This is a genomic window from Nocardioides palaemonis (assembly GCF_018275325.1).
Taxonomy (GTDB): domain Bacteria; phylum Actinomycetota; class Actinomycetes; order Propionibacteriales; family Nocardioidaceae; genus Nocardioides; species Nocardioides palaemonis.
The window spans coordinates 589,803-606,573 of the sequence record NZ_JAGVQR010000001.1; the positions used below are offsets into that span (position 1 = coordinate 589,803).

At 73.2% G+C, this 16,771-nt stretch carries 18 protein-coding genes and 1 tRNA gene; 7 read left to right on the forward strand and 12 right to left on the reverse strand.

The window, feature by feature from the left end; genetic code table 11:
* Positions 1-8: 8 nt before the first annotated feature.
* Genes KDN32_RS02785 through KDN32_RS02800 form a run of 4 tightly spaced genes read right to left on the reverse strand, consistent with a single transcriptional unit; the run spans position 9 to position 3,479 of the window.
* Positions 9-581, reverse strand: a complete 573-nt coding sequence (locus tag KDN32_RS02785; protein ID WP_211730590.1) for a hypothetical protein — start codon at positions 579-581, stop codon at positions 9-11.
* Positions 578-1,711 carry an ATP-dependent DNA ligase gene (locus tag KDN32_RS02790; RefSeq protein WP_211730591.1) on the reverse strand — a complete coding sequence of 378 codons (1,134 nt, stop codon included), beginning with the start codon at positions 1,709-1,711 and terminating at the stop codon, positions 578-580. The genes KDN32_RS02785 and KDN32_RS02790 overlap by 4 nt, the downstream gene beginning before the upstream one ends.
* Positions 1,712-1,746: 35 nt before the next feature.
* Positions 1,747-3,024 (reverse strand): cytosine permease, encoded by a 1,278-nt coding sequence (gene codB, locus KDN32_RS02795; protein ID WP_211730592.1) that lies wholly within the window; start codon positions 3,022-3,024, stop codon positions 1,747-1,749.
* Entirely contained in the window at positions 3,021-3,479 is a 459-nt protein-coding gene (locus KDN32_RS02800; RefSeq protein WP_211730593.1) for a nucleoside deaminase, read from the reverse strand. The genes codB and KDN32_RS02800 overlap by 4 nt, the downstream gene beginning before the upstream one ends.
* 150 nt (positions 3,480-3,629) lie before the next feature.
* Between KDN32_RS02800 and KDN32_RS02805 the strand changes: the two genes are divergently transcribed.
* Positions 3,630-5,156 (forward strand): PucR family transcriptional regulator, encoded by a 1,527-nt coding sequence (locus KDN32_RS02805; RefSeq protein ID WP_211730594.1) that lies wholly within the window; start codon positions 3,630-3,632, stop codon positions 5,154-5,156.
* A gap of 6 nt (positions 5,157-5,162) precedes the next feature.
* Here KDN32_RS02805 and KDN32_RS02810 read toward each other — a convergent pair whose 3' ends face one another.
* From KDN32_RS02810 to KDN32_RS02825, 4 genes are read right to left on the reverse strand one after another with little or no spacing between them, the layout of a single operon-like run.
* The gene (locus tag KDN32_RS02810) at positions 5,163-5,864 is read right to left on the reverse strand and encodes an ABC transporter permease (RefSeq protein WP_211730595.1); all 702 of its coding nucleotides are present in this window, start codon (positions 5,862-5,864) and stop codon (positions 5,163-5,165) included.
* Entirely contained in the window at positions 5,861-6,772 is a 912-nt protein-coding gene (locus KDN32_RS02815; protein WP_211730596.1) for an ABC transporter ATP-binding protein, read from the reverse strand. The genes KDN32_RS02810 and KDN32_RS02815 overlap by 4 nt, the downstream gene beginning before the upstream one ends.
* Positions 6,769-7,650 (reverse strand): ABC transporter permease, encoded by an 882-nt coding sequence (locus KDN32_RS02820; protein ID WP_211730597.1) that lies wholly within the window; start codon positions 7,648-7,650, stop codon positions 6,769-6,771. The genes KDN32_RS02815 and KDN32_RS02820 overlap by 4 nt, the downstream gene beginning before the upstream one ends.
* On the reverse strand, positions 7,643-8,581 hold the full coding sequence (locus KDN32_RS02825; protein ID WP_211732338.1) for an ABC transporter ATP-binding protein: 939 nt from the start codon (positions 8,579-8,581) through the stop codon (positions 7,643-7,645). Before KDN32_RS02825 ends, KDN32_RS02820 begins: the two co-directional genes overlap by 8 nt.
* Before the next feature lie 183 nt (positions 8,582-8,764).
* Between KDN32_RS02825 and KDN32_RS02830 the strand changes: the two genes are divergently transcribed.
* From KDN32_RS02830 to KDN32_RS02850, 5 genes are all read left to right on the forward strand, one after another.
* Positions 8,765-9,493, forward strand: a complete 729-nt coding sequence (locus KDN32_RS02830) for a hypothetical protein (RefSeq protein ID WP_211730598.1) — start codon at positions 8,765-8,767, stop codon at positions 9,491-9,493.
* 94 nt (positions 9,494-9,587) lie between these two features.
* A tRNA-Gln gene (locus KDN32_RS02835) sits at positions 9,588-9,666 on the forward strand.
* Positions 9,667-9,774: 108 nt separating this feature from the next.
* Entirely contained in the window at positions 9,775-10,074 is a 300-nt protein-coding gene (locus tag KDN32_RS02840) for a hypothetical protein (protein WP_211730599.1), read from the forward strand.
* Complete coding sequence (locus KDN32_RS02845; protein ID WP_211730600.1) at positions 10,071-10,553, forward strand: TspO/MBR family protein; 483 nt, start codon at positions 10,071-10,073, stop codon at positions 10,551-10,553. The genes KDN32_RS02840 and KDN32_RS02845 overlap by 4 nt, the downstream gene beginning before the upstream one ends.
* Before the next feature lie 91 nt (positions 10,554-10,644).
* Positions 10,645-11,241, forward strand: a complete 597-nt coding sequence (locus tag KDN32_RS02850; protein WP_211730601.1) for a nucleoside/nucleotide kinase family protein — start codon at positions 10,645-10,647, stop codon at positions 11,239-11,241.
* Here the strand turns inward: KDN32_RS02850 and KDN32_RS02855 are convergent.
* The 4 genes from KDN32_RS02855 to KDN32_RS02870 all read right to left on the reverse strand — a co-directional run bounded on the left by KDN32_RS02855 (position 11,225) and on the right by KDN32_RS02870 (position 15,156).
* Positions 11,225-12,121 (reverse strand): alpha/beta fold hydrolase, encoded by an 897-nt coding sequence (locus KDN32_RS02855; protein WP_211730602.1) that lies wholly within the window; start codon positions 12,119-12,121, stop codon positions 11,225-11,227. The genes KDN32_RS02850 and KDN32_RS02855 overlap by 17 nt on opposite strands.
* The gene (locus KDN32_RS02860) at positions 12,118-12,957 is read right to left on the reverse strand and encodes an SDR family NAD(P)-dependent oxidoreductase (protein ID WP_211730603.1); all 840 of its coding nucleotides are present in this window, start codon (positions 12,955-12,957) and stop codon (positions 12,118-12,120) included. Before KDN32_RS02860 ends, KDN32_RS02855 begins: the two co-directional genes overlap by 4 nt.
* Positions 12,954-14,438 (reverse strand): flavin-containing monooxygenase, encoded by a 1,485-nt coding sequence (locus KDN32_RS02865; protein WP_211730604.1) that lies wholly within the window; start codon positions 14,436-14,438, stop codon positions 12,954-12,956. The genes KDN32_RS02860 and KDN32_RS02865 overlap by 4 nt, the downstream gene beginning before the upstream one ends.
* Before the next feature lie 79 nt (positions 14,439-14,517).
* Positions 14,518-15,156: a TetR/AcrR family transcriptional regulator gene (locus tag KDN32_RS02870; protein ID WP_211730605.1), complete on the reverse strand. Its 639-nt coding sequence runs from the start codon at positions 15,154-15,156 to the stop codon at positions 14,518-14,520.
* Between the two features lie 62 nt (positions 15,157-15,218).
* Here KDN32_RS02870 and glmU point away from each other — a divergent pair, with 62 nt between their 5' ends.
* Entirely contained in the window at positions 15,219-16,664 is a 1,446-nt protein-coding gene (gene glmU / locus KDN32_RS02875; RefSeq protein ID WP_211730606.1) for a bifunctional UDP-N-acetylglucosamine diphosphorylase/glucosamine-1-phosphate N-acetyltransferase GlmU, read from the forward strand.
* The last annotated feature ends 107 nt before the right edge of the window (positions 16,665-16,771 follow it).

Consider the following 16,771-nt stretch of genomic DNA (forward strand, 5'->3'; position numbering starts at 1 on the left):
CGGGGCGGTCAGAGGCCGGTGACGCCCTCGCCGGAGCCGGAGGCCTGCTCGTCGAAGTTCTCGTGCTCGATGAGGTGGAGGACCGGTACGCCGAGCTTGCGGCGGGCGCGGGAGGTCCAGTCGAGGTGGAAGAACTCGGCGACGACGTGGGAGCGGGTGAGGATGATCGCCTCGCGGGCGTCGACCTTGGCGACCATCGCGGCCAGCGCGTCGACGGGCGGCTCGGAGGTGACGAGGCCGCGGGCGGTGCCGCCGGCCGCCTCGAGCGCCGCGAGGGTCGTGGCGAGGTCGCTGGAGGAGTGCTCCTCGCACTCGCGGCGCAGCGCCTCGAGGTCGACGTCGTTCATCGCGAGCGCCGGGGCGGCCATCAGGTCACCGGCGCCGAGCGTGCCGAGGGACGCCTCCACCCGGGCGGCGGCGTCCTCGAGCGGGAGGAGGACGTGGTAGACGACCGCGTCCTCGATCTCCTCGTGCAGCGAGCGCACCTGCGCGGCGTCGGCGGCGCTGAGGGCCTGCTCGACGAGCAGCACCACGTCGTAGGTGCCCTGCCCGTCGTGGATGCTGTCGTTGGTCTCGCTCATCGTGCGCCTCCGGTGGTGGGTGCGGTGTCGGTGCTCAGGATCCGGGTCAGGTCGTAGCCGGCGGGCTCCTCGAGCTGACCGTAGCCGCAGCTCTCGGGGTCGCGGTCGTCGCGCCAGCGCTTGAAGTGGGCGGTGTGCCGGAACCGCCGTCCCTCCATGTGGTCGTACTTCACCTCGAGCACCCGCTCGGGGCGCAGCGCGGTGAAGCCGAGGTCCTTGCCCGCGCTCCAGCGGCTCTGGGTGCCGGGGACGCGGTCGGGGTTGGCGGTGAGGAACTCCTGCCAGCGACCCCACGGGTGGTCCGCGACGTCGCAGACCAGCGGCTGGAGCTCGTGCCACAGCGAGGCCCGCTTCGCGGCGGTGAAGCTGGCGGAGACGCCGATGTGCTGGAGCTCGCCGTCCTCGTCGTAGAGGCCGAGCAGCAGCGAGCCGATGAGCGGCTCCTCCGGGGTGGAGGTCTTGTGCTCGCGGTAGCCGGCCAGCACCACGTCGGCGGTCCGCTCGTGCTTGATCTTGAGCATCGTGCGCTTGTTGGGCTCGTACGCCGCCCCGAGCGGCTTGGCGACCACCCCGTCGAGCCCGGCGCCCTCGAACTCGGAGAACCAGCGCTCGGCCTCGGCGGGGTCCTCGGTGGTGCGGGTGAGGAAGCACGGGCCGGTGCCGTCGAGGTCGGCCAGGGCTGCGACCAGCGCGGCGCGGCGCTCGGCGAACGGGCGGTCCAGGAACGACTCGTCGCCCAGCGCGAGCAGGTCGAAGGCCACGAAGCCGGCCGGCGTCTCGACCGCGAGCTTGTCGACGCGGCTGGCGGCCGGGTGGATCCGCTCCTGCAGCGTCTCGAACTCCAGCCGCCAGCCGTCGGGGCCCTGGAGTCCGACGAACACCTCGCCGTCGAGCACCACCCGGTCGGGGAGCTGGCGCCGGCACGCCTCGACGACCTCGGGGAAGTAGCGGGTGAGCGGCTTGGTGTTGCGGCTGGCCAGCTCGACCTCGTCGCCGTCCTTGAAGACCAGGCAGCGGAAGCCGTCCCACTTGGGCTCGAAGCTGAGGCCTCCGTGCTTCGCCGGATCGGGCACGCCGCTCACGCTCTTCGCGAGCATCGGCTGCACGGGCGGCATCACGGGGAGGTCCACGTCGTCGAGCCTAGACCGCGGCGACGCGCCGGGCCTCAGGCGACGCGCCCCGCCCCGCGTCGCCCGGCGACGAGCGTCAGCACGAGCGCGACCAGCACGCCGATCACCGGCGGGACGAAGAAACCGGTCTCGTTGGCGAGCCACGCGAGGGCGCTGGCCACGGCGTAGATGCCGAGGTTGACCCAGTGGAACGCCGGGACCGGGTGCGCCTCGGGCATGCCGGCGCGCCAGCGGGCGAGGAAGTCCCCGATGATCACGCCGCCGAGCGGCGGCACGAAGACCCCGAGCAGGACGAGGTAGTCGACGAGGTGGTTCTGCACGCCCACCAGGGCCAGGACGGTGCCGACGACCGAGCCGCCCACGACGAACGGCAGCTTGGACGGCTTCTCGAACAGCTCGGCGCCTGCGACACCGAACGCGTAGGCCGTGTCGGCATTGGACTTCCACAGGTTGCCGAACAGCAGGAACAACCCCCACCCGACCAGGCCGAGGTTGTAGAGCACGAGGACGAAGTCGCCCTCCCCGAAGGTCATCGCACCCGTCGCACCGAAGAAGATCATCAGGCCGTTGCCGACCAGGAAGCCGATCGCGCAGGCGAGGACGGCCTGGCCACCCGTGCGGGCGAAGCGCGTCCAGTTCGGTGCCTGCGTGCCGGCGGAGACGAACGTCCCCACGACCGTCGTGATCGCGACCGACCAGGTCATCGACGTGCTCGGGTCGACGTCGGCGAGACCGGACCAGCCGCCCACCTCCTCCAGCGAGCGCAGCAGCACCCAGAACGCGAGGACGAGGATCAGGGGCGTCGAGATCGCCGACACCCAGAACATGCCGCGGTAGCCGTAGCAGGCGGTGAGGCACATCAGCACGCTCGCCAGGATCATCACCGCGGCACGCGACGGGTACGACTCCCAGTCGAGCGCCTGCGCGGTGAGGTCGCCGATCGTGCCGATCACGACGCCGTACCAGCCGATCTGGGTGCCGCCGAGCAGGACCGAGGCGAGCTTGGCGCCGCGCTGGCCCAGCACGTAGCGCGACATCACGACCGTGGTCAGGCCGGTGCGCGCGCCGATCCAGCCGAGCACCGCGACGTAGACGCCGAGGACGAGGGAGCCGAGCAGGATGACCTGCAGCAGCTCGGAGAGGGAGAACGCGGCGCCGAGCTGGGCGCCGGCGAGCATGGTCGGGGTGAAGACCGTGAAGCCGAGCAGCACCACGGCGAGGGAGAGGAACGTCTTGCGGGCGTGCGCCGGGACGGGCGTGACCGGGTAGTCCGGGTCGACGACCTGGTCCGTGGCGGTGGTCGGGGCGCTCATGCCTCCTCCCCGATGTCCTCGGCCCACAGCTGGGGCTTCTCGGCGATCATCGTGTCCATCAGCGCCTTGCAGTCGGCGTCGTCGGCGACCACGAGCTCCACGCCGCGCGATGCCAGCCACGACTCCGACGCCTCGAAGGTGCGGTTCTCGCCGATGACGATGCGCGGGATGTCGTAGAGCACCGAGGTCCCCGCGCACATGAAGCAGGGCGAGAGGGTGGTGTAGAGGGTGCTGGCGCGGTAGACCCGGGCGGACAGCCGGCCGGCGTTCTCGATGCAGTCGGTCTCGCCGTGCCGGATCGCCGATCCCAGCTGGACGCGCCGGTTGCGGCCCACCGCCAGCACCTCGCCGTCGTGCACCAGGGCCGCCCCGATGGGGATGCCGCCCTCCTGCCACCCGATCCTGGCCTGCTCGATCGCCAGGTCGAGGAACTCCCGGTCCGCCGCTTCGATCATCGTTCCCGCTCCTTGTCCGGTCACGCCACCCGCCGCCTGCGGGTGTGTGCCCCCTCACACCACCAGACGTCCGCGGACGTGACAACGGACGTCGTGGACGGTTGAGAGCGCTAGTCTCCTGACACAACGTCCGGTGAGTGAGGAGGTCCCGTGCTGATCCCGCTCCCCGAGGTGCTGGCCCTGCCGTCCTTCCGCGCGGCCGGCACGCGCGTGCTCGCCGGCGACCCGCAGGCGGCGACGGTGCGGTGGGTCCACTCCTCCGAGGTCTTCGAGATGGGCGGCCTGCTCGCCGGGGGAGAGGTCCTGCTGACCACGGGGCTGGGCCTGCACGGTCGCACGTCGGAGCACATGGCGGCCTACGTCGAGCAGCTCGCCGACGCCGGGCTGACCGCCCTCGCGCTGGAGCTCGGCCGCACCTTCTTCGAGGTCCCCGGCCCGATCCTGGACGCCGCGCGGCGGCGCGGGCTGGTGGTGCTGGGCCTGACCCACGTGGTGCCGTTCGAGCGGATGGTGGAGGACTTCCACGAGCTGGTCGTCCGCCGCCGCACGCACGCGGCGGGCGGCGCCGGCTGGGGCGACCTGGCGCAGGTGGTCGTCGACGGGCGCGGTCTGCGGGCGTTGCTCGACGAGGTGTCGCGCGCCGCCGGCTGCGAGGTCGAGCTGCGCGACCGCGACGACCAGGTCGTCGAGCGGAGCTCGATCGCGTCGGTCGTGGAGGAGGAGCGCGTCTCCGAGCCCGTACGCGGACCGGCCGGGGTGGTCGGCACGCTCCACCTGCTCGGCGGGCCGACGCGCCGGCGACGTCGTACGGCCGGACAGGCGGCCGTGGCGGTGGCGCTCGAGCTGGGGCGGGCCGGCTCGCTGGGCCAGCGTCCGAGCCCTGCCCAGTCGCTGGTCGCGGACCTCTGCGCGGCCACCCCCATGGCCGGCACGGAGGTGACCGATCGGCTCGCCGAGCTGGGCTGGCCGGCGCCCGACGGACGCGGGTGGCAGCCGGTGGCGCTGGCCGTCGAGCCGGGCGCGGCGCTGACCGACGTCGTGCCCGCGCTCGAGCAGGCGCTGAGGTCCGCCACCAGTCCGGTGCTGGCAGGCATCGCCGGCAGCCGGGCGGTGGCGGTGGTGCGCGGCTGGTCGAGACCGGGCGCCGCACGCGACGGCCTGGTCGCGGTCCACGAGTCGTTGCGCCGGGCCCGGGTGACGGTCGCCCCGGCGCCGGCCCTGCTGGTCGCCGGACCGCCGGTCACGGACCCGGCCGAGCTCGGCCCCGCCCTCGGGAGGACACGCGAGCTGCTGGAGCTCGCCCGGCGCACGGGGCGCCGCGACGGGGTGCTGCTCGCCCGCGACCTCGCCGCACCCCACCTGCTCGCGAGCGCCGGATCCGCGGCGTGGGCCGGGCTGGCCGAGGAGCAGGTGGGCCCGCTGATCGCGCACGACAGCCGGCACCGCACCGAGCTGCTGCGCACCCTCGACACGTACCTGACGAGCGGCACGTCGAAGGCCGCGGCCGCGACGGCCCTGGGGATCCGCCGTCAGTCGCTCTACGACCGCCTGCAGCGGATCGAGCGGCTGCTGGGCGTCGAGCTCGACGATCCCGACCAGCAGCTCGGGCTGCAGCTGGGCGTGCTCGCCTGGCGGCTGCGCACCGGCATCGACCCGCGGGTGGGCTTCGGGGGCTGAGCCGCGTCAGTCCTCGCCCTTGAGCGAGAACGACCGGAGCCGGTCGCCGGCGAACCACACGCCCACGACCGTGACCAGCGCGCTGGCGACGATCGCGTAGGGCAGGCTCGCGGGGTCGGGGAGCTCGGTGGAGATCGCGTGGCCGACCCGCAGGCCCCACTGGCCGATGCTCAGCCAGGCGATGCCGGTGAAGAGGTTGCCGAGCAGGCTCTCCCAGATCAGCACGAACATCAGCGACGCGATCACGGCGTGGCGGGTCACGGCGGAGATCGCGACGAAGAGCGCGGAGTACGCCGTCCCGGCGACCACGGCGCCGACGAACAGCGCGACGGCCCGCGTGGTGTCGCCGGTGATGAGCGCGGCGACGAGGATCGACAGCGCCCCGGCGGTGAGGGTCGCGGCGAGCGCGACCAGCCACTTGCTCAGCGCCACGCCGTAGCGGTTCACCGGCTTGGCGAGGAGGTAGACGATCGAGCCGTCGTCGACCTCCGGGCCGAGCACCGACGAGGCCGCGAGGATCGCGACGAGCGGCAGCACGAGCGGGTAGCCCAGGCTGGGCAGGATGTCGTAGGCGGCGTCGCCGTCGGCGAGCGAGGCGATGAGGGCCACGAGCCCGATCAGCAGCACCGGGAAGGCGAGCAGCAGGAAGAAGCGCCGCCGGCCGAGCAGGGCCTGCCCGGCGAGCTTGGCGATCGTGAGGTTGATCATCGGGCCACCAGGTAGGCGAACACGCTCTCCAGCGACTCGTCGCGCGGGGAGAGCTCGTAGACGGACAGGTCGTGCCGGCGCGCCCAGCCGGGCAGGCCGAGGGCGAAGCTGCCGAGGTCGGTCACCTGCACCTCGAGCTCGTCCTCGCGGAGGCTGACGGCGGCCACGGAGGGCTGGGCGATGAGGATCCCGGCCAGCGCGCGGTCGTCGCTGGAGCGCACGGCATATTGGACCGGGCGGTCGGTCATCAGCCGCCGGATCGCGCCGAAGTCGCCGGACGCGGCGTGCCGCCCGGAGACGACCACCTCGATGTGCCGGGCGAGCCGCTCCACCTCCTCGAGGATGTGGGAGCTGAACAGCACGGTGCGGCCCTCGTCGCCGAGGCGGCGCAGCAGGTCCATCAGGTGCATGCGCTGGCGCGGGTCGACGCCGTTGAACGGCTCGTCGAGCAGCAGCACGGCCGGGTCGTGGACGAGCGCGGCGGCGATCTTGACCCGCTGCCGCATGCCCTTGGAGTACGTGTCGAGGCGGCGCGCGGCCGGCTCGACCATGTCGACGACCTCGAGGATCCGCTCGGTGGCTGCGCCCGCGTCGGACAGGCCGTGCAGGTCGGCGTTGGCGCGGACGAACTGCCGGCCCGTGAGGTAGCCGAAGCTGAGCTCGCGCTCGGGGACCAGCCCGATCTGCCGGTAGGTCTCGGTGTTGCGCCAGACCGGCTGCCCGTCGAGCGTGACGTGCCCGGCAGACGGGGCGAGGAACCCCGACATCATCGCCATCAGGGTGGTCTTGCCCGCACCGTTGGGGCCGAGCAGGCCGGTCACGCCGGGCCCGATCGACAGTGACACGTCGTTGACGGCGACCACGTTGCCGAACCAGCGCGACGCCTTGTCGAGGACGAGCGTGCTCATCGCGACCCCACCTTCCGGAACCGGGCGACCAGGCCGAGCACGCACGCGCCGGCGAGCACGACGGCCACCAGGGCGTAGACCGGGACCCACGCCCCCTCGGGCGGCGTGAAGACCGCGATCCCTGCGTCCCACGCGTCGCCCAGCCCGCCGTAGAGCGACCACGGCGAGAACAGGCCGGCCGCGACCCCGACGCCGTCGGAGTCGCGGGCCGACGAGATCGCCTGGATCGACGTCACCACGCCGGCGAGCACGACGAGCACGAGGATCGACCCCACCACGGCGAAGCCGCGGCGCAGCGAGACCGACGAGATCAGGCCGGTCACGCCCGCGAGCAGCAGCGCCAGCAGGACCTGGAGGACGAGCGCCTTGAGGAGGTCCTCCGTCTCGTCGCTGCGGTCCAGCCCGGACAGCAGCGCACCGACGTAGAGGACGAACGTCGAGAGCCACATGAAGAGCAGCAGCGAGGCGGTGAGCGAGAGCCAGCGCACCAGCGCGAAGACCGGCGCTGACAACGGCCTGGCGAGGTAGAGCACGATCGAGCGGTGCCGCAGGTCGCGGGAGAACAGCACCGGCGCCTGGGCGGCGGCGAAGAGGCTGATCAGCAGCTGGACCTGCGAGGTGTAGCTCGCGTAGGACACCGGGAGGTTGCCGAGGCCCGTCAGCACGACCACGCCGACGACGATCAGAGCCGGCAGGGTCGCCATCGCGAGCAGGAGGAACGGCATCACCTTCGACTTGCCGGAGCGGCCGAGGCCGTAGGTGTGGCGCAGGCCGGTGACGAAGAGGGTCCGGGCGATGGTGGCGGTGCCCTCGCGGGTGCCGTCGAAGTGGCGGTAGCCGAGGTCGTGGATGACCCCGCGGGTGGTCGACTCAGGCACGGGCCCCGCCCTCCATGAAGACGTCCTCGAGGTGGCCGCGGTCGGGCTCGAGCCGCATCAGGCCCAGACCGAGCTCGTCGGCGACGTCGCGGATCAGGTCGTGGGCGGCGACGTCGGGCGGTGGCGGGTCGACGGCGACCATCGTGCCGCGCGGGCGGCAGCTGAGGCCGCGCTGGGCGAGCGCCTCGCCGAGCTGGTCGCGCTGGGTCTCGGTGCCGACGACCTCGACCAGCAGGCTGCCGGTGCGGCGCAGGAAGTCGCCGGTGGCGCTGGAGCGCAGCAGGTGGCCGCCGTCGAGAACGATGACGTGGTCGCTGACCCGCTCGAGCTCGCCGAGGAGGTGGGAGGTGACGAGGACCGCGATGCCGAAGTCGCTGCCGATCCGCTTGACCAGGCGCAGCATGTCGGAGCGTGCCGCCGGGTCGAGGCCGTTGGTGGGCTCGTCGAGGAAGACCAGCCGCGGGTCGTGCACGAGCGCCTGGGCGAGCTTGGCGCGCTGCTTCATGCCGGTGGAGTAGCCGCCCATCGGGCGGTAGCGCTCCTCCTCGAGCCCGACGTGGCGCAGCACGTCGGCGGCCCGCTCGCGGGCCGGAGAGGCGCCCAGGCCGGACATCCGGGCCATGTGGACGACGAACTCGCTCGCGCTCACGTCGGGCGGCAGGCAGTCGTGCTCGGGCATGTAGCCGACGAGCCGGCGGATCTCCTGGCTCTCGTGCTCGATGTCGTGGCCGAGCACGGTGGCCTGCCCGTGCGTCGGCTCGAGCAGCCCGAGCAGGATCTTGATCAGCGTCGACTTGCCGGCGCCGTTGGCGCCGACGAGGCCGGTCACGCCCGCGCCGACCTCGACGGTCAGGTCGGTCAGGGCGTGCACCGACCCGAAGTGCTTGGTGAGCTCTGCGGTCGACACGACCGGTCCGGCGAAGTCCCCCATCACGACGATCACGCTAGCGGTCGGCACCGACCGCGTGCATCAGGGATCGCCCGGAGCCGTGTGAAGAACCGGTGCAGGTCCGGCTCCGGTGCCATCACCACGAGTGGGTACGTCCCTGCGGACGGCGTTGCTCGCGACCCCGGCCGTGCTACGCCGGTCTGATCTCGACCTGAGGGGGACGCCATGCGCAGGATCGTCGTCGTCTCGTTGCTCACCGCTCTCGCGGCCCTCCTGCTCGGTCCGGGGGCGGCCGTCGCGCAGACGCCTCCGGGGGAGGTGCGGGTCCAGGGCCGGGCCTACGAGGGCCAGTTCGACACGTTCCGGGGGACGCTGCGGGTGACCTGCCGTCCCGGTCTGCGCGTCTCCGAGCTCGGCCTCACCTTCGTCCAGGACTTCACCTCGCCCGAGAGCCTGATCCCGACCGTGCCCACCTGCGACGGTCGGTGGCACGTCGTCTCCTTCTCCAGCTACGAGGGGTTCCACCCGGGCCGTGCGACGGTGCGGGTGCGGATGGCGCTCGTCGACGCCACGACCGCGGCCCCCGCCGGCGAGGTCGCGACCGAGGGGAGCGTCTACGTCCGTCCCGGTGCCCGGGTGCTGCTCCCGCGGCGCGTCGACCTGCGCCGCGACGGTGGCCTGCGCGCCACCGTCTGGGGGCGCTGCGACGAGCCGTGGGTGCTGCAGGGCTTCTCCGTCTCGGCCAGCCAGGACGAGGGCTTCGTCTTCGGCTCGACGCTCCTCGACATCCCGTGCGACGGCGCGTGGCACGCGCGTACGGCCGTGATCCGGTCGGCCGGCGACCCGTTCCACCGCGGACCGGTCCGTCTCGATGCCAGCATCACCACGCTCGACGGCGTGAACTTCGACCCCGCGGTCTCCGCTGGGGCGAGCCGGTGGGTGCGGACGAGCTGACCCGCCCTCCCGGACGTCATGGAGATCGGCGGTCCGAACCGCCGGTTCCCATGACGTACCGGGGAGAGGCGGGCCCTAGGCTGGGCGCGAACATTCCCCGGTTGGTCTGCCGGTAGGGCCCGCCTGACTTTGAATCAGGACTAGCGACGTAGGTTCGACTCCTACCCGGGGAGCTCAGTGCCATCGCGGAGTAGCGTCGGACCATGGCCGTCACCGAGATCGTGGGTGTCTACGACGCGGACGGCAGCCTGCTCGGGGAGCTGTCCTAGGCCTGGGGCAAGGTGCGCGGGACCCGCCACTGCGGGCTCTGCGACATCACGCACGCCACCGTGCGGCGCAAGCCCGCCTGGGACGCGATGGTCGCGCGGGTGCCCGTGCCGGTCCGGCTGCTGCACCTCGACGAGATCGACGACGACCTGCGCGTGGCCGTGGCCGCCGCCGGCGCACCCGTCGTGCTCGTCCGCGACGGGGCGCAGTGGCGCGAGGTGGTCGACGCGGACGCGCTCGACGCGATGGACGGGTCGGTGGACGCGTTCGAGGCCGCCGTGCGCGAGGTCCTGCGGCGCGAGGGGGCGGCATGAGCCTCGCAGCGTCGCTCACGTGGACCGGCGTCGTCGTGGCGTACGCCGTGCTCGCCAACGCGTGGAACAACCGTGACCCCGGGTGGTACGACCACCTCGACAAGCCGTCGTTCCAGCCGCCCACGCTCGTCTTCGCCCTCGTGTGGCCGCTCAACTTCGCCCTGCTCGTGCTCGTCGGGCTGGCCGTCGTCCGCACCGCCGAGCCCGGCGCCGCGTGGGCGGCGACCGGGGTGCTCGCGGTGTCGGTCGCGTGCGCGCTGACGTGGGCGCGGCTGTTCTACGTGCCGCCGCACCGGCTCACGGCGGCCGCCCGCTGGCTCACCGCGGCCGCCGTCCTGACCTGGCTGCTCGCGGTGGTCGTCGGCGCGATGGAGGTCTGGGGCGGGCTCGTCCTGCTGCCGTACGCGCTCTGGCTCAGCTTCGCGACCGCGCTGGCGCACGCCTACGCGCGCGGGCCCCGGTCGGTGCCGGGCCGGTAGGCGAACCACTTCGCGCCCGGAACGAGCGCACCGACCGCGCGCGAGGCAAATGCGGTGCGGCGACCGGCGGCCGCTGCCACGATGGCGCGCGATGGCCAACCACACGACGTACGACGACCTGCTGGCGCGGGTGCGCGCCCTCGCCGACCAGCTCGACCGGCCGCCGGTGGTCGGGATCTGCGGCCACGGGGGAGCCGGGAAGTCCACGCTGGCGAGCCTGCTCGCCGCCGACCTGGGCGTGGCCGAGGAGCAGGTCGTGCGGCTCGACCGGCTCAAGGCCGAGGGCGCGGAGGAACAGCGCGGGATCCTCGACCTGCACGACTGGCCCGTCCTGCGCGACCTGCTCGACCGGGTCCGCACGGCGCCGGCGCCGACCCGGCTGGCCTACCCCACCCGCGTGTGGGGCGGGGCGACAGGTCACCGCGACACCGCGATGCCGCCGGTCGTGCTGGTCGAGGGCATCCGGCTGCTCCACGACGGCACCCGCCGGCTGCTCGACCTCGCGGTCTGGATCGAGATGACCCCCGAGGCAGCCGGCGCCCGCGCGGTCGCCCGCAACACCGAGCAGGGCGACGACGAGGCCGAGCTCGACCTGTGGCGCACGCGCTGGATCCCCGAGGGGCACGCGTACGCCGCGGAGCACGCGCCGGCCGACCTCGCCGACCTCGTGCTCAGCCCGCTCGGCTGACCCGCGGGAGGCCCGACAGGAAGGCCCGGTAGTCGGCGACGCTCAGCGCCGGGGCCTCCAGCATCGGCATGTGCCCGACGCCGGGATAGGTCACCGAGCGGGCGCCCGCGATGCCGGTCGTCCACACGCCCGCGGTGCTCGGGTGGACCAGCCGGTCCTCCTCGCCCCACATGACCAGGGTCGGGACCCGGACCTCGCCGAGCCGGTCGTCGAGCGTCGCCACCCCGTAGAAGTCGCGGAAGACCTCCTCGAGCTGGTGGCGCCGCGCGACGTAGTCGGCTGCGATCGCCGCGCGGAGGAACGCCGGCAGGAACGGCGGGCGGGCCATCGTCATGGCGTAGAAGTCGGGGAAGTCGGCCACGCTCTCGAGCAGGAACGGGTTGCGCCCCTGGCGGAAGAGCAGCTCGGCGTCGCTCGGCTCCGGCTGCGTCACGCCGACGGCGTCGCTCAGCAGCAGCGACCGCACCCGGTCGGGGTGGTCGACGGCGAGCGTCGCGGCGACGAAGCCGCCCATCGAGTTGCCGGCGACGTGGGCGCGGTCGATGCCGAGGTGGTCGAGGACCGCGACGACGCGCCGCGCCTGCGCGGGAGCGGAGTAGCCGATGCCGGTGGTGAAGCCGGACGCGCCGTGGCCGGCGAGGTCGGGCACCACGACCCGGTGGTCCTCGAGCAGGTGGCGGGCGAAGCGCACCCAGACCACGCGGTCCGCGGAGTAGCCGTGCAGCAGCACGACCGGCGGCGCGTCGACCGGCCCACCCTCGAGGACGGCGAGGCGCGCGTCGCCGACGTCGACGGTGCGCTCGCGCAGGCCGTACGCCCGCGCCTCGGCGCTGGTGGCCGCCGCGAGGAGGCGTGCTGCGACGGCGGTGCGGCGGCTCACCTGCCGCCCCGCGACCGCACGACGCCGGTGATCAGCCGCTGGTACCCGGTCGGCGCCAGCCGTGCCATCGCGTCGAACACCCGCGCGTCAGGCCCGATGAGCACCCGACGCCTGTTCTTCCGCACCCCCTCGACGATCACCTCGGCCGCCTTCGCGGGGGTCGTGATGAACGACTTCTCGAACTCGCTGGTCGCGGCGTCGGCGGGCTTCCCGGTGGCGCCGGCCACGCTCCCGTCCACCCGGGCGGAGCGGGCGATGTTGGTCTTGATGCCGCCGGGGTGGACGCACGTGGCGCTCACGCACGACCGGGTCAGCTCGAGGTCCTGGCGCAGCGACTCGGTGAACCCGCGCACCGCGTACTTGCTGGCGTTGTAGCCGCTCATCAGCGGCTGCGCGGTGAGCCCGAAGACGCTGGAGATGTTGACGACGTGGCCCTCGCCGGACGCCTCGAGGTGGGGGAGGAACGCCTTCGTGCCGTGGACGACGCCCCAGAAGTTGATGCCCATGATCCACCGGTAGTCGTCGGTCGACAGCGACATCACGGTGCCGGAGAGCGCGACGCCGGCGTTGTTGACCACCAGGTTGGCGCGGCCGTGGTCGGCGACGACGGCGTCCGCCCAGGAGCGGACCGCGGCCTCGTCGGCCACGTCGACGACCGCGGTCGTGACGGCCCGCGCCCGGCCGGCGAGCAGCCGCTCGGTCCCGGCGAGCCCGTCGGCCGAGACGTCCGAGAGGGCCAGTCGGCAGCCCTGGTCGGCGAGGTGCAGCGCGAGGGCGCGGCCGATCCCGGAGCCCGCGCCGGTGACGGCGGCGACCTTGTCGTCGAGCTGCTTCATGCGGGGATCCTCTCGTCGGCGGTGCTGGTGACGGTGCTGATGACGTGGTGCTCGGGGCGGAAGCGCCGCGCGAGGCGGCGGAAGGAGAAGGAGAAGCCGGGGAACATCGCGACCACGCGGCCCGAGCGCGACTGGTACCACGACGTGCAGCCGCCGTCGTGCCACACCGTGTGCTCCATCTCGCGGTGGATCATCGCCGTGTAGTCGTCCTCGGCGCCGGCGGTGACCTCGATGCTCGCCTCGGGGGAGTCGACGACCGCGCCGATCGCGCGCTCGAGGTAGGCCATCTGCGACTCGATGACGAAGATCGCGCTCGTGTGGCCGATGCCGGTGTTGGGGCCGGTGACGACGAAGAAGTTGGGGAAGCCCGGGACGGCCGTGCCGAGGTAGGCCCGCGGGAAGTCGTGCCACACGTCGGCCAGGCGTACGCCGTCGCGACCGCGCACGTCGTGGGCGACGAGGCCGTCGGTGGCGTCGTAGCCGGTGGAGAAGACCACGACGTCGAGGTCGAGGTGCTCGCCCGAGGCGGTCACGACACCCGTCGCGTCGAAGTGGTCGATGGCGTCGTGGCGGTCGTGCAGCGTGGTGTTCGCGGCCGACAGCGCGGGGTAGAGCGTGTCGGACAGGATCACCCGCTTGCAGCCCAGCGTGTAGTCGGGCGTGACCTTCGCCCGCAGCTCCGGGTCGGGCACCTGCGCTTCGATGTGCTGCAGCGCGGCACGCTGGGCCGCGCGACGCAGCAGGAAGCGGCTGTGCTTGAAGCCGATCACGCGGGTCTCGAGCCGCCAGTAGATCCAGGTGCGCAACGCGCGCTGGAGAGGTCGCGCGCGCAGCAGGCGGCGCTGCCACGGCGTGAAGACGTGGTCGCGGCGCGGCATCACCCAGTGCGGGCTGCGCTGGAAGACGTGCAGGCGACCGGCCTCCGGCTGGATCGCCGGGATCACCTGGGCGGCGCTCGCGCCCGAGCCGACCACCGCGACCCGCGCGCCGGCGAGGTCGACGTCGTGGTCCCAGCCGTTGGTGTGGAAGGAGGCGCCCTCGAAGTCGGCGAGCCCGGGGAAGTCCGGCACGACCGGCGTGCTCAGCGGACCGGTCGCGTTGACCAGGAAGCGGGCCCGGTGCTCAGCACCGTCGCTGGTGCGCACGCACCACTGCGTCCCGTCCCACTCCGCCGCCGTCACGTCGGCCCCGAGGACCGTGCGCTCGCGGAGCCGGTGGGCGTCGATGACGTGCTCGGTGTAGGCGCGGAGCTCGGCCTGGTCGGCGTACATCTGGGTCCAGGGCCACGGCTCCGAGGCGATCGAGTAGAGCGGCGACGGGACGTCGACCGCCGCGCCGGGGTAGGAGTTCTGGCACCAGGTGCCGCCCATGAAGTCGCGGCGTTCGAGGATCGTCACGTCGAGGCCGCGGCGGAGCAGGGTCATCGCCGCGAGCTGGCCGCCGAAGCCGCTGCCGATCACGAGCACGGTGCTGGTCGCCACGTCGTCGCCTCCCCGTCAGGAATCCGGTGTCGTCACACTAAGTGGAGACGCCTGATTCCGCATTGACGAGTGACCCACGTCACGCCGGGTGGACCGGGTCGACCAGCGCGGTCGACGCGCCGGCGAGGAACCGCGCGAGGGTCTCCGCGACCTGCGCGCGGGAGGTGGAGCGGCCGGCGCTCGTCCACGTCACGACCGCGTGGCTGACCGCCCCGACCGCGGCGCTCGCGAGGAGCTCGCGGGTCGCGGGCGACAGCCCGGCGACGCCGTCGCGACCGGAGGCCACGTCGAGCATGAGGTGGCCGAAGGCCTGCATCCGCGCGAGGTAGGCCGCCTCCACCCGCGGGCTCACGCCGAGCACCTCGAACCACACCACGCGGGTCAGCCGCGGGTCGTCCTCGACGACCGCGAGGAAGGCGTCGAGGCCGCGTCGGGCGACGTCGGTGACCTCGTCGGACGGGCCGTCCAGCGCGGCGACCGCCGCCGCCTCGAGCCGGTCGGTGCCCTCGGCGTAGACCGCGAGGAGGAGGTCCTCGGTGGAGTCGAACTGCTCGTAGAAGTAGCGGTCGCTGACCTTCGCCGCCCGGCACAGCTGCCGCACGGTGGTCGCGCGGTAGCCGGCGGTGCCGAAGAGCTCGAGCCCGGCGTCGAGGAGCTGGCGGCGCCGGCGGGCCAGCCGGTCGTCGGCCGACTCCCCGGCGTACGTGCGACCACTCACGCGGCCATCAGACCACAGCCGACCTCGGCCGGCGCGGCGCGCAGGTGGCAGACTCGCCCGCCATGGAGAACCTCACCGTCATCGTCCTCGCCGCGGGCGGCGGCACCCGGATGAAGTCGAAGACCATGAAGGTGCTGCACCCGGTCGCGGGCCGCTCGATGATCGGCCACGTGCTGCGTGCCGTGCAGGCCGTCGAGCCCACGAGCGTCGTCGCGGTCGTCGGCCACCAGCGCGAGCAGGTCGGCCCGCACATCACCTCGCTGCTGCCCGACGCGGTGCTCGCGGTGCAGGAGACCCAGGAGGGCACCGGCCACGCCGTACGGATCGCGATGGAGGCGTGCGGCGCCACCACCGGCACGGTGATCGTCGCCGCGGGCGACACCCCGATGCTGGAGGGCGAGTCGCTGCGGGCCTTCGCCGAGGAGCACGAGGCCGCCCAGCGCGCGGTCAGCATCCTCACCGGCAAGGTGGCGAACCCGTTCGGCTACGGCCGCATCCTGCGCAACCACGAGGGTGACGTCGAGGGGATCGTGGAGGAGAAGGAGGCGACGCCGGAGCAGCGCGAGATCGACGAGATCAACTCCGGCATCCTCGCCTTCGACGCCGCGTTCCTGGTGTCCGCGCTGCCGCGGATCACCAACGACAACGCCAAGGGCGAGTACTACCTCACCGATGCCGTCGGCCTGGCCCGCGAGGACGGCCTGACCGTCGGCGCGCACCTCGTCGACGACGTCGCCCAGACCGAGGGGGCCAACGACCGCGCCCAGCTCGCCGAGCTCGGTCGCGAGATGAACCGCCGGATCGTGACCCGCTGGATGAAGGACGGCGTCACCGTCATGGACCCCGCCACCACGTGGATCGAGGCCGACGTCGTCCTCGAGCCGGACGTGACGATCCTCCCCGGCACCCAGCTCCTCGGCGCCACCGTCGTCCGTGAGGACGCCGTCGTCGGCCCCGACACCACGCTCAAGGACTGCGAGGTGGGCGTCGGCGCCCGCGTCGTGCGCACCCACGGCGAGCTCGCCGAGATCGGCGACGCCGCGACGGTCGGTCCGTTCGCCTACCTCCGCCCCGGCACCCGGCTCGGGACCGGCGGCAAGATCGGCACCTTCGTCGAGACGAAGAACTCCGAGATCGGCGACGGCGCCAAGGTGCCGCACCTGTCCTACGTCGGCGACGCCGAGATCGGCGAGGGCACCAACATCGGCGCCGGCACGATCTTCGCCAACTACGACGGGGTCGCCAAGCACCGCACCGTGATCGGCAGGCAGGCCCGCACCGGGTCCAACAACACCTTCGTCGCGCCGGTGCAGGTCGGCGACGGCGCGGGCACCGCCGGCGGCACCGTCGTACGCCGCAACGTCCCCGCCGGAGCGCTCGCGGTGAGCAGCGGTCCGCAGCGCAACCTCGAGGGCTGGACCGAGTCGAAGCGGGCCGGGACGGCGCAGGCCGAGGCGGCGGCCGCGGCGCGAACGGCCGGTGAACGTGAGGCGGCCCACGAGGAGTGAACCCCGCGCGACCCCGGGGTTGGGCGGACCACCCTTCGTGGTGAACAATCCAGTGAGCACCTCCGACCAAGCCACCCCCGAGGCTGACCACACAGCGAGGAGTCGCG

Bases quoted from the DNA above. Each gene is read 5' to 3' on its own strand.
- KDN32_RS02785 (WP_211730590.1), bottom strand. From the start codon at position 581: ATGAGCGAGACCAACGACAGCATCCACGACGGGCAGGGCACCTACGAC.
- codB (WP_211730592.1), bottom strand. From the start codon at position 3,024: ATGAGCGCCCCGACCACCGCCACGGACCAGGTCGTCGACCCGGACTAC.
- KDN32_RS02800 (WP_211730593.1), bottom strand. From the start codon at position 3,479: ATGATCGAAGCGGCGGACCGGGAGTTCCTCGACCTGGCGATCGAGCAG.
- KDN32_RS02810 (WP_211730595.1), bottom strand. From the start codon at position 5,864: ATGATCAACCTCACGATCGCCAAGCTCGCCGGGCAGGCCCTGCTCGGC.
- KDN32_RS02815 (WP_211730596.1), bottom strand. From the start codon at position 6,772: ATGAGCACGCTCGTCCTCGACAAGGCGTCGCGCTGGTTCGGCAACGTG.
- KDN32_RS02825 (WP_211732338.1), bottom strand. From the start codon at position 8,581: ATGGGGGACTTCGCCGGACCGGTCGTGTCGACCGCAGAGCTCACCAAG.
- KDN32_RS02830 (WP_211730598.1), top strand. From the start codon at position 8,765: ATGCGCAGGATCGTCGTCGTCTCGTTGCTCACCGCTCTCGCGGCCCTC.
- KDN32_RS02845 (WP_211730600.1), top strand. From the start codon at position 10,071: ATGAGCCTCGCAGCGTCGCTCACGTGGACCGGCGTCGTCGTGGCGTAC.
- KDN32_RS02850 (WP_211730601.1), top strand. From the start codon at position 10,645: ATGGCCAACCACACGACGTACGACGACCTGCTGGCGCGGGTGCGCGCC.
- KDN32_RS02860 (WP_211730603.1), bottom strand. From the start codon at position 12,957: ATGAAGCAGCTCGACGACAAGGTCGCCGCCGTCACCGGCGCGGGCTCC.
- glmU (WP_211730606.1), top strand. From the start codon at position 15,219: ATGGAGAACCTCACCGTCATCGTCCTCGCCGCGGGCGGCGGCACCCGG.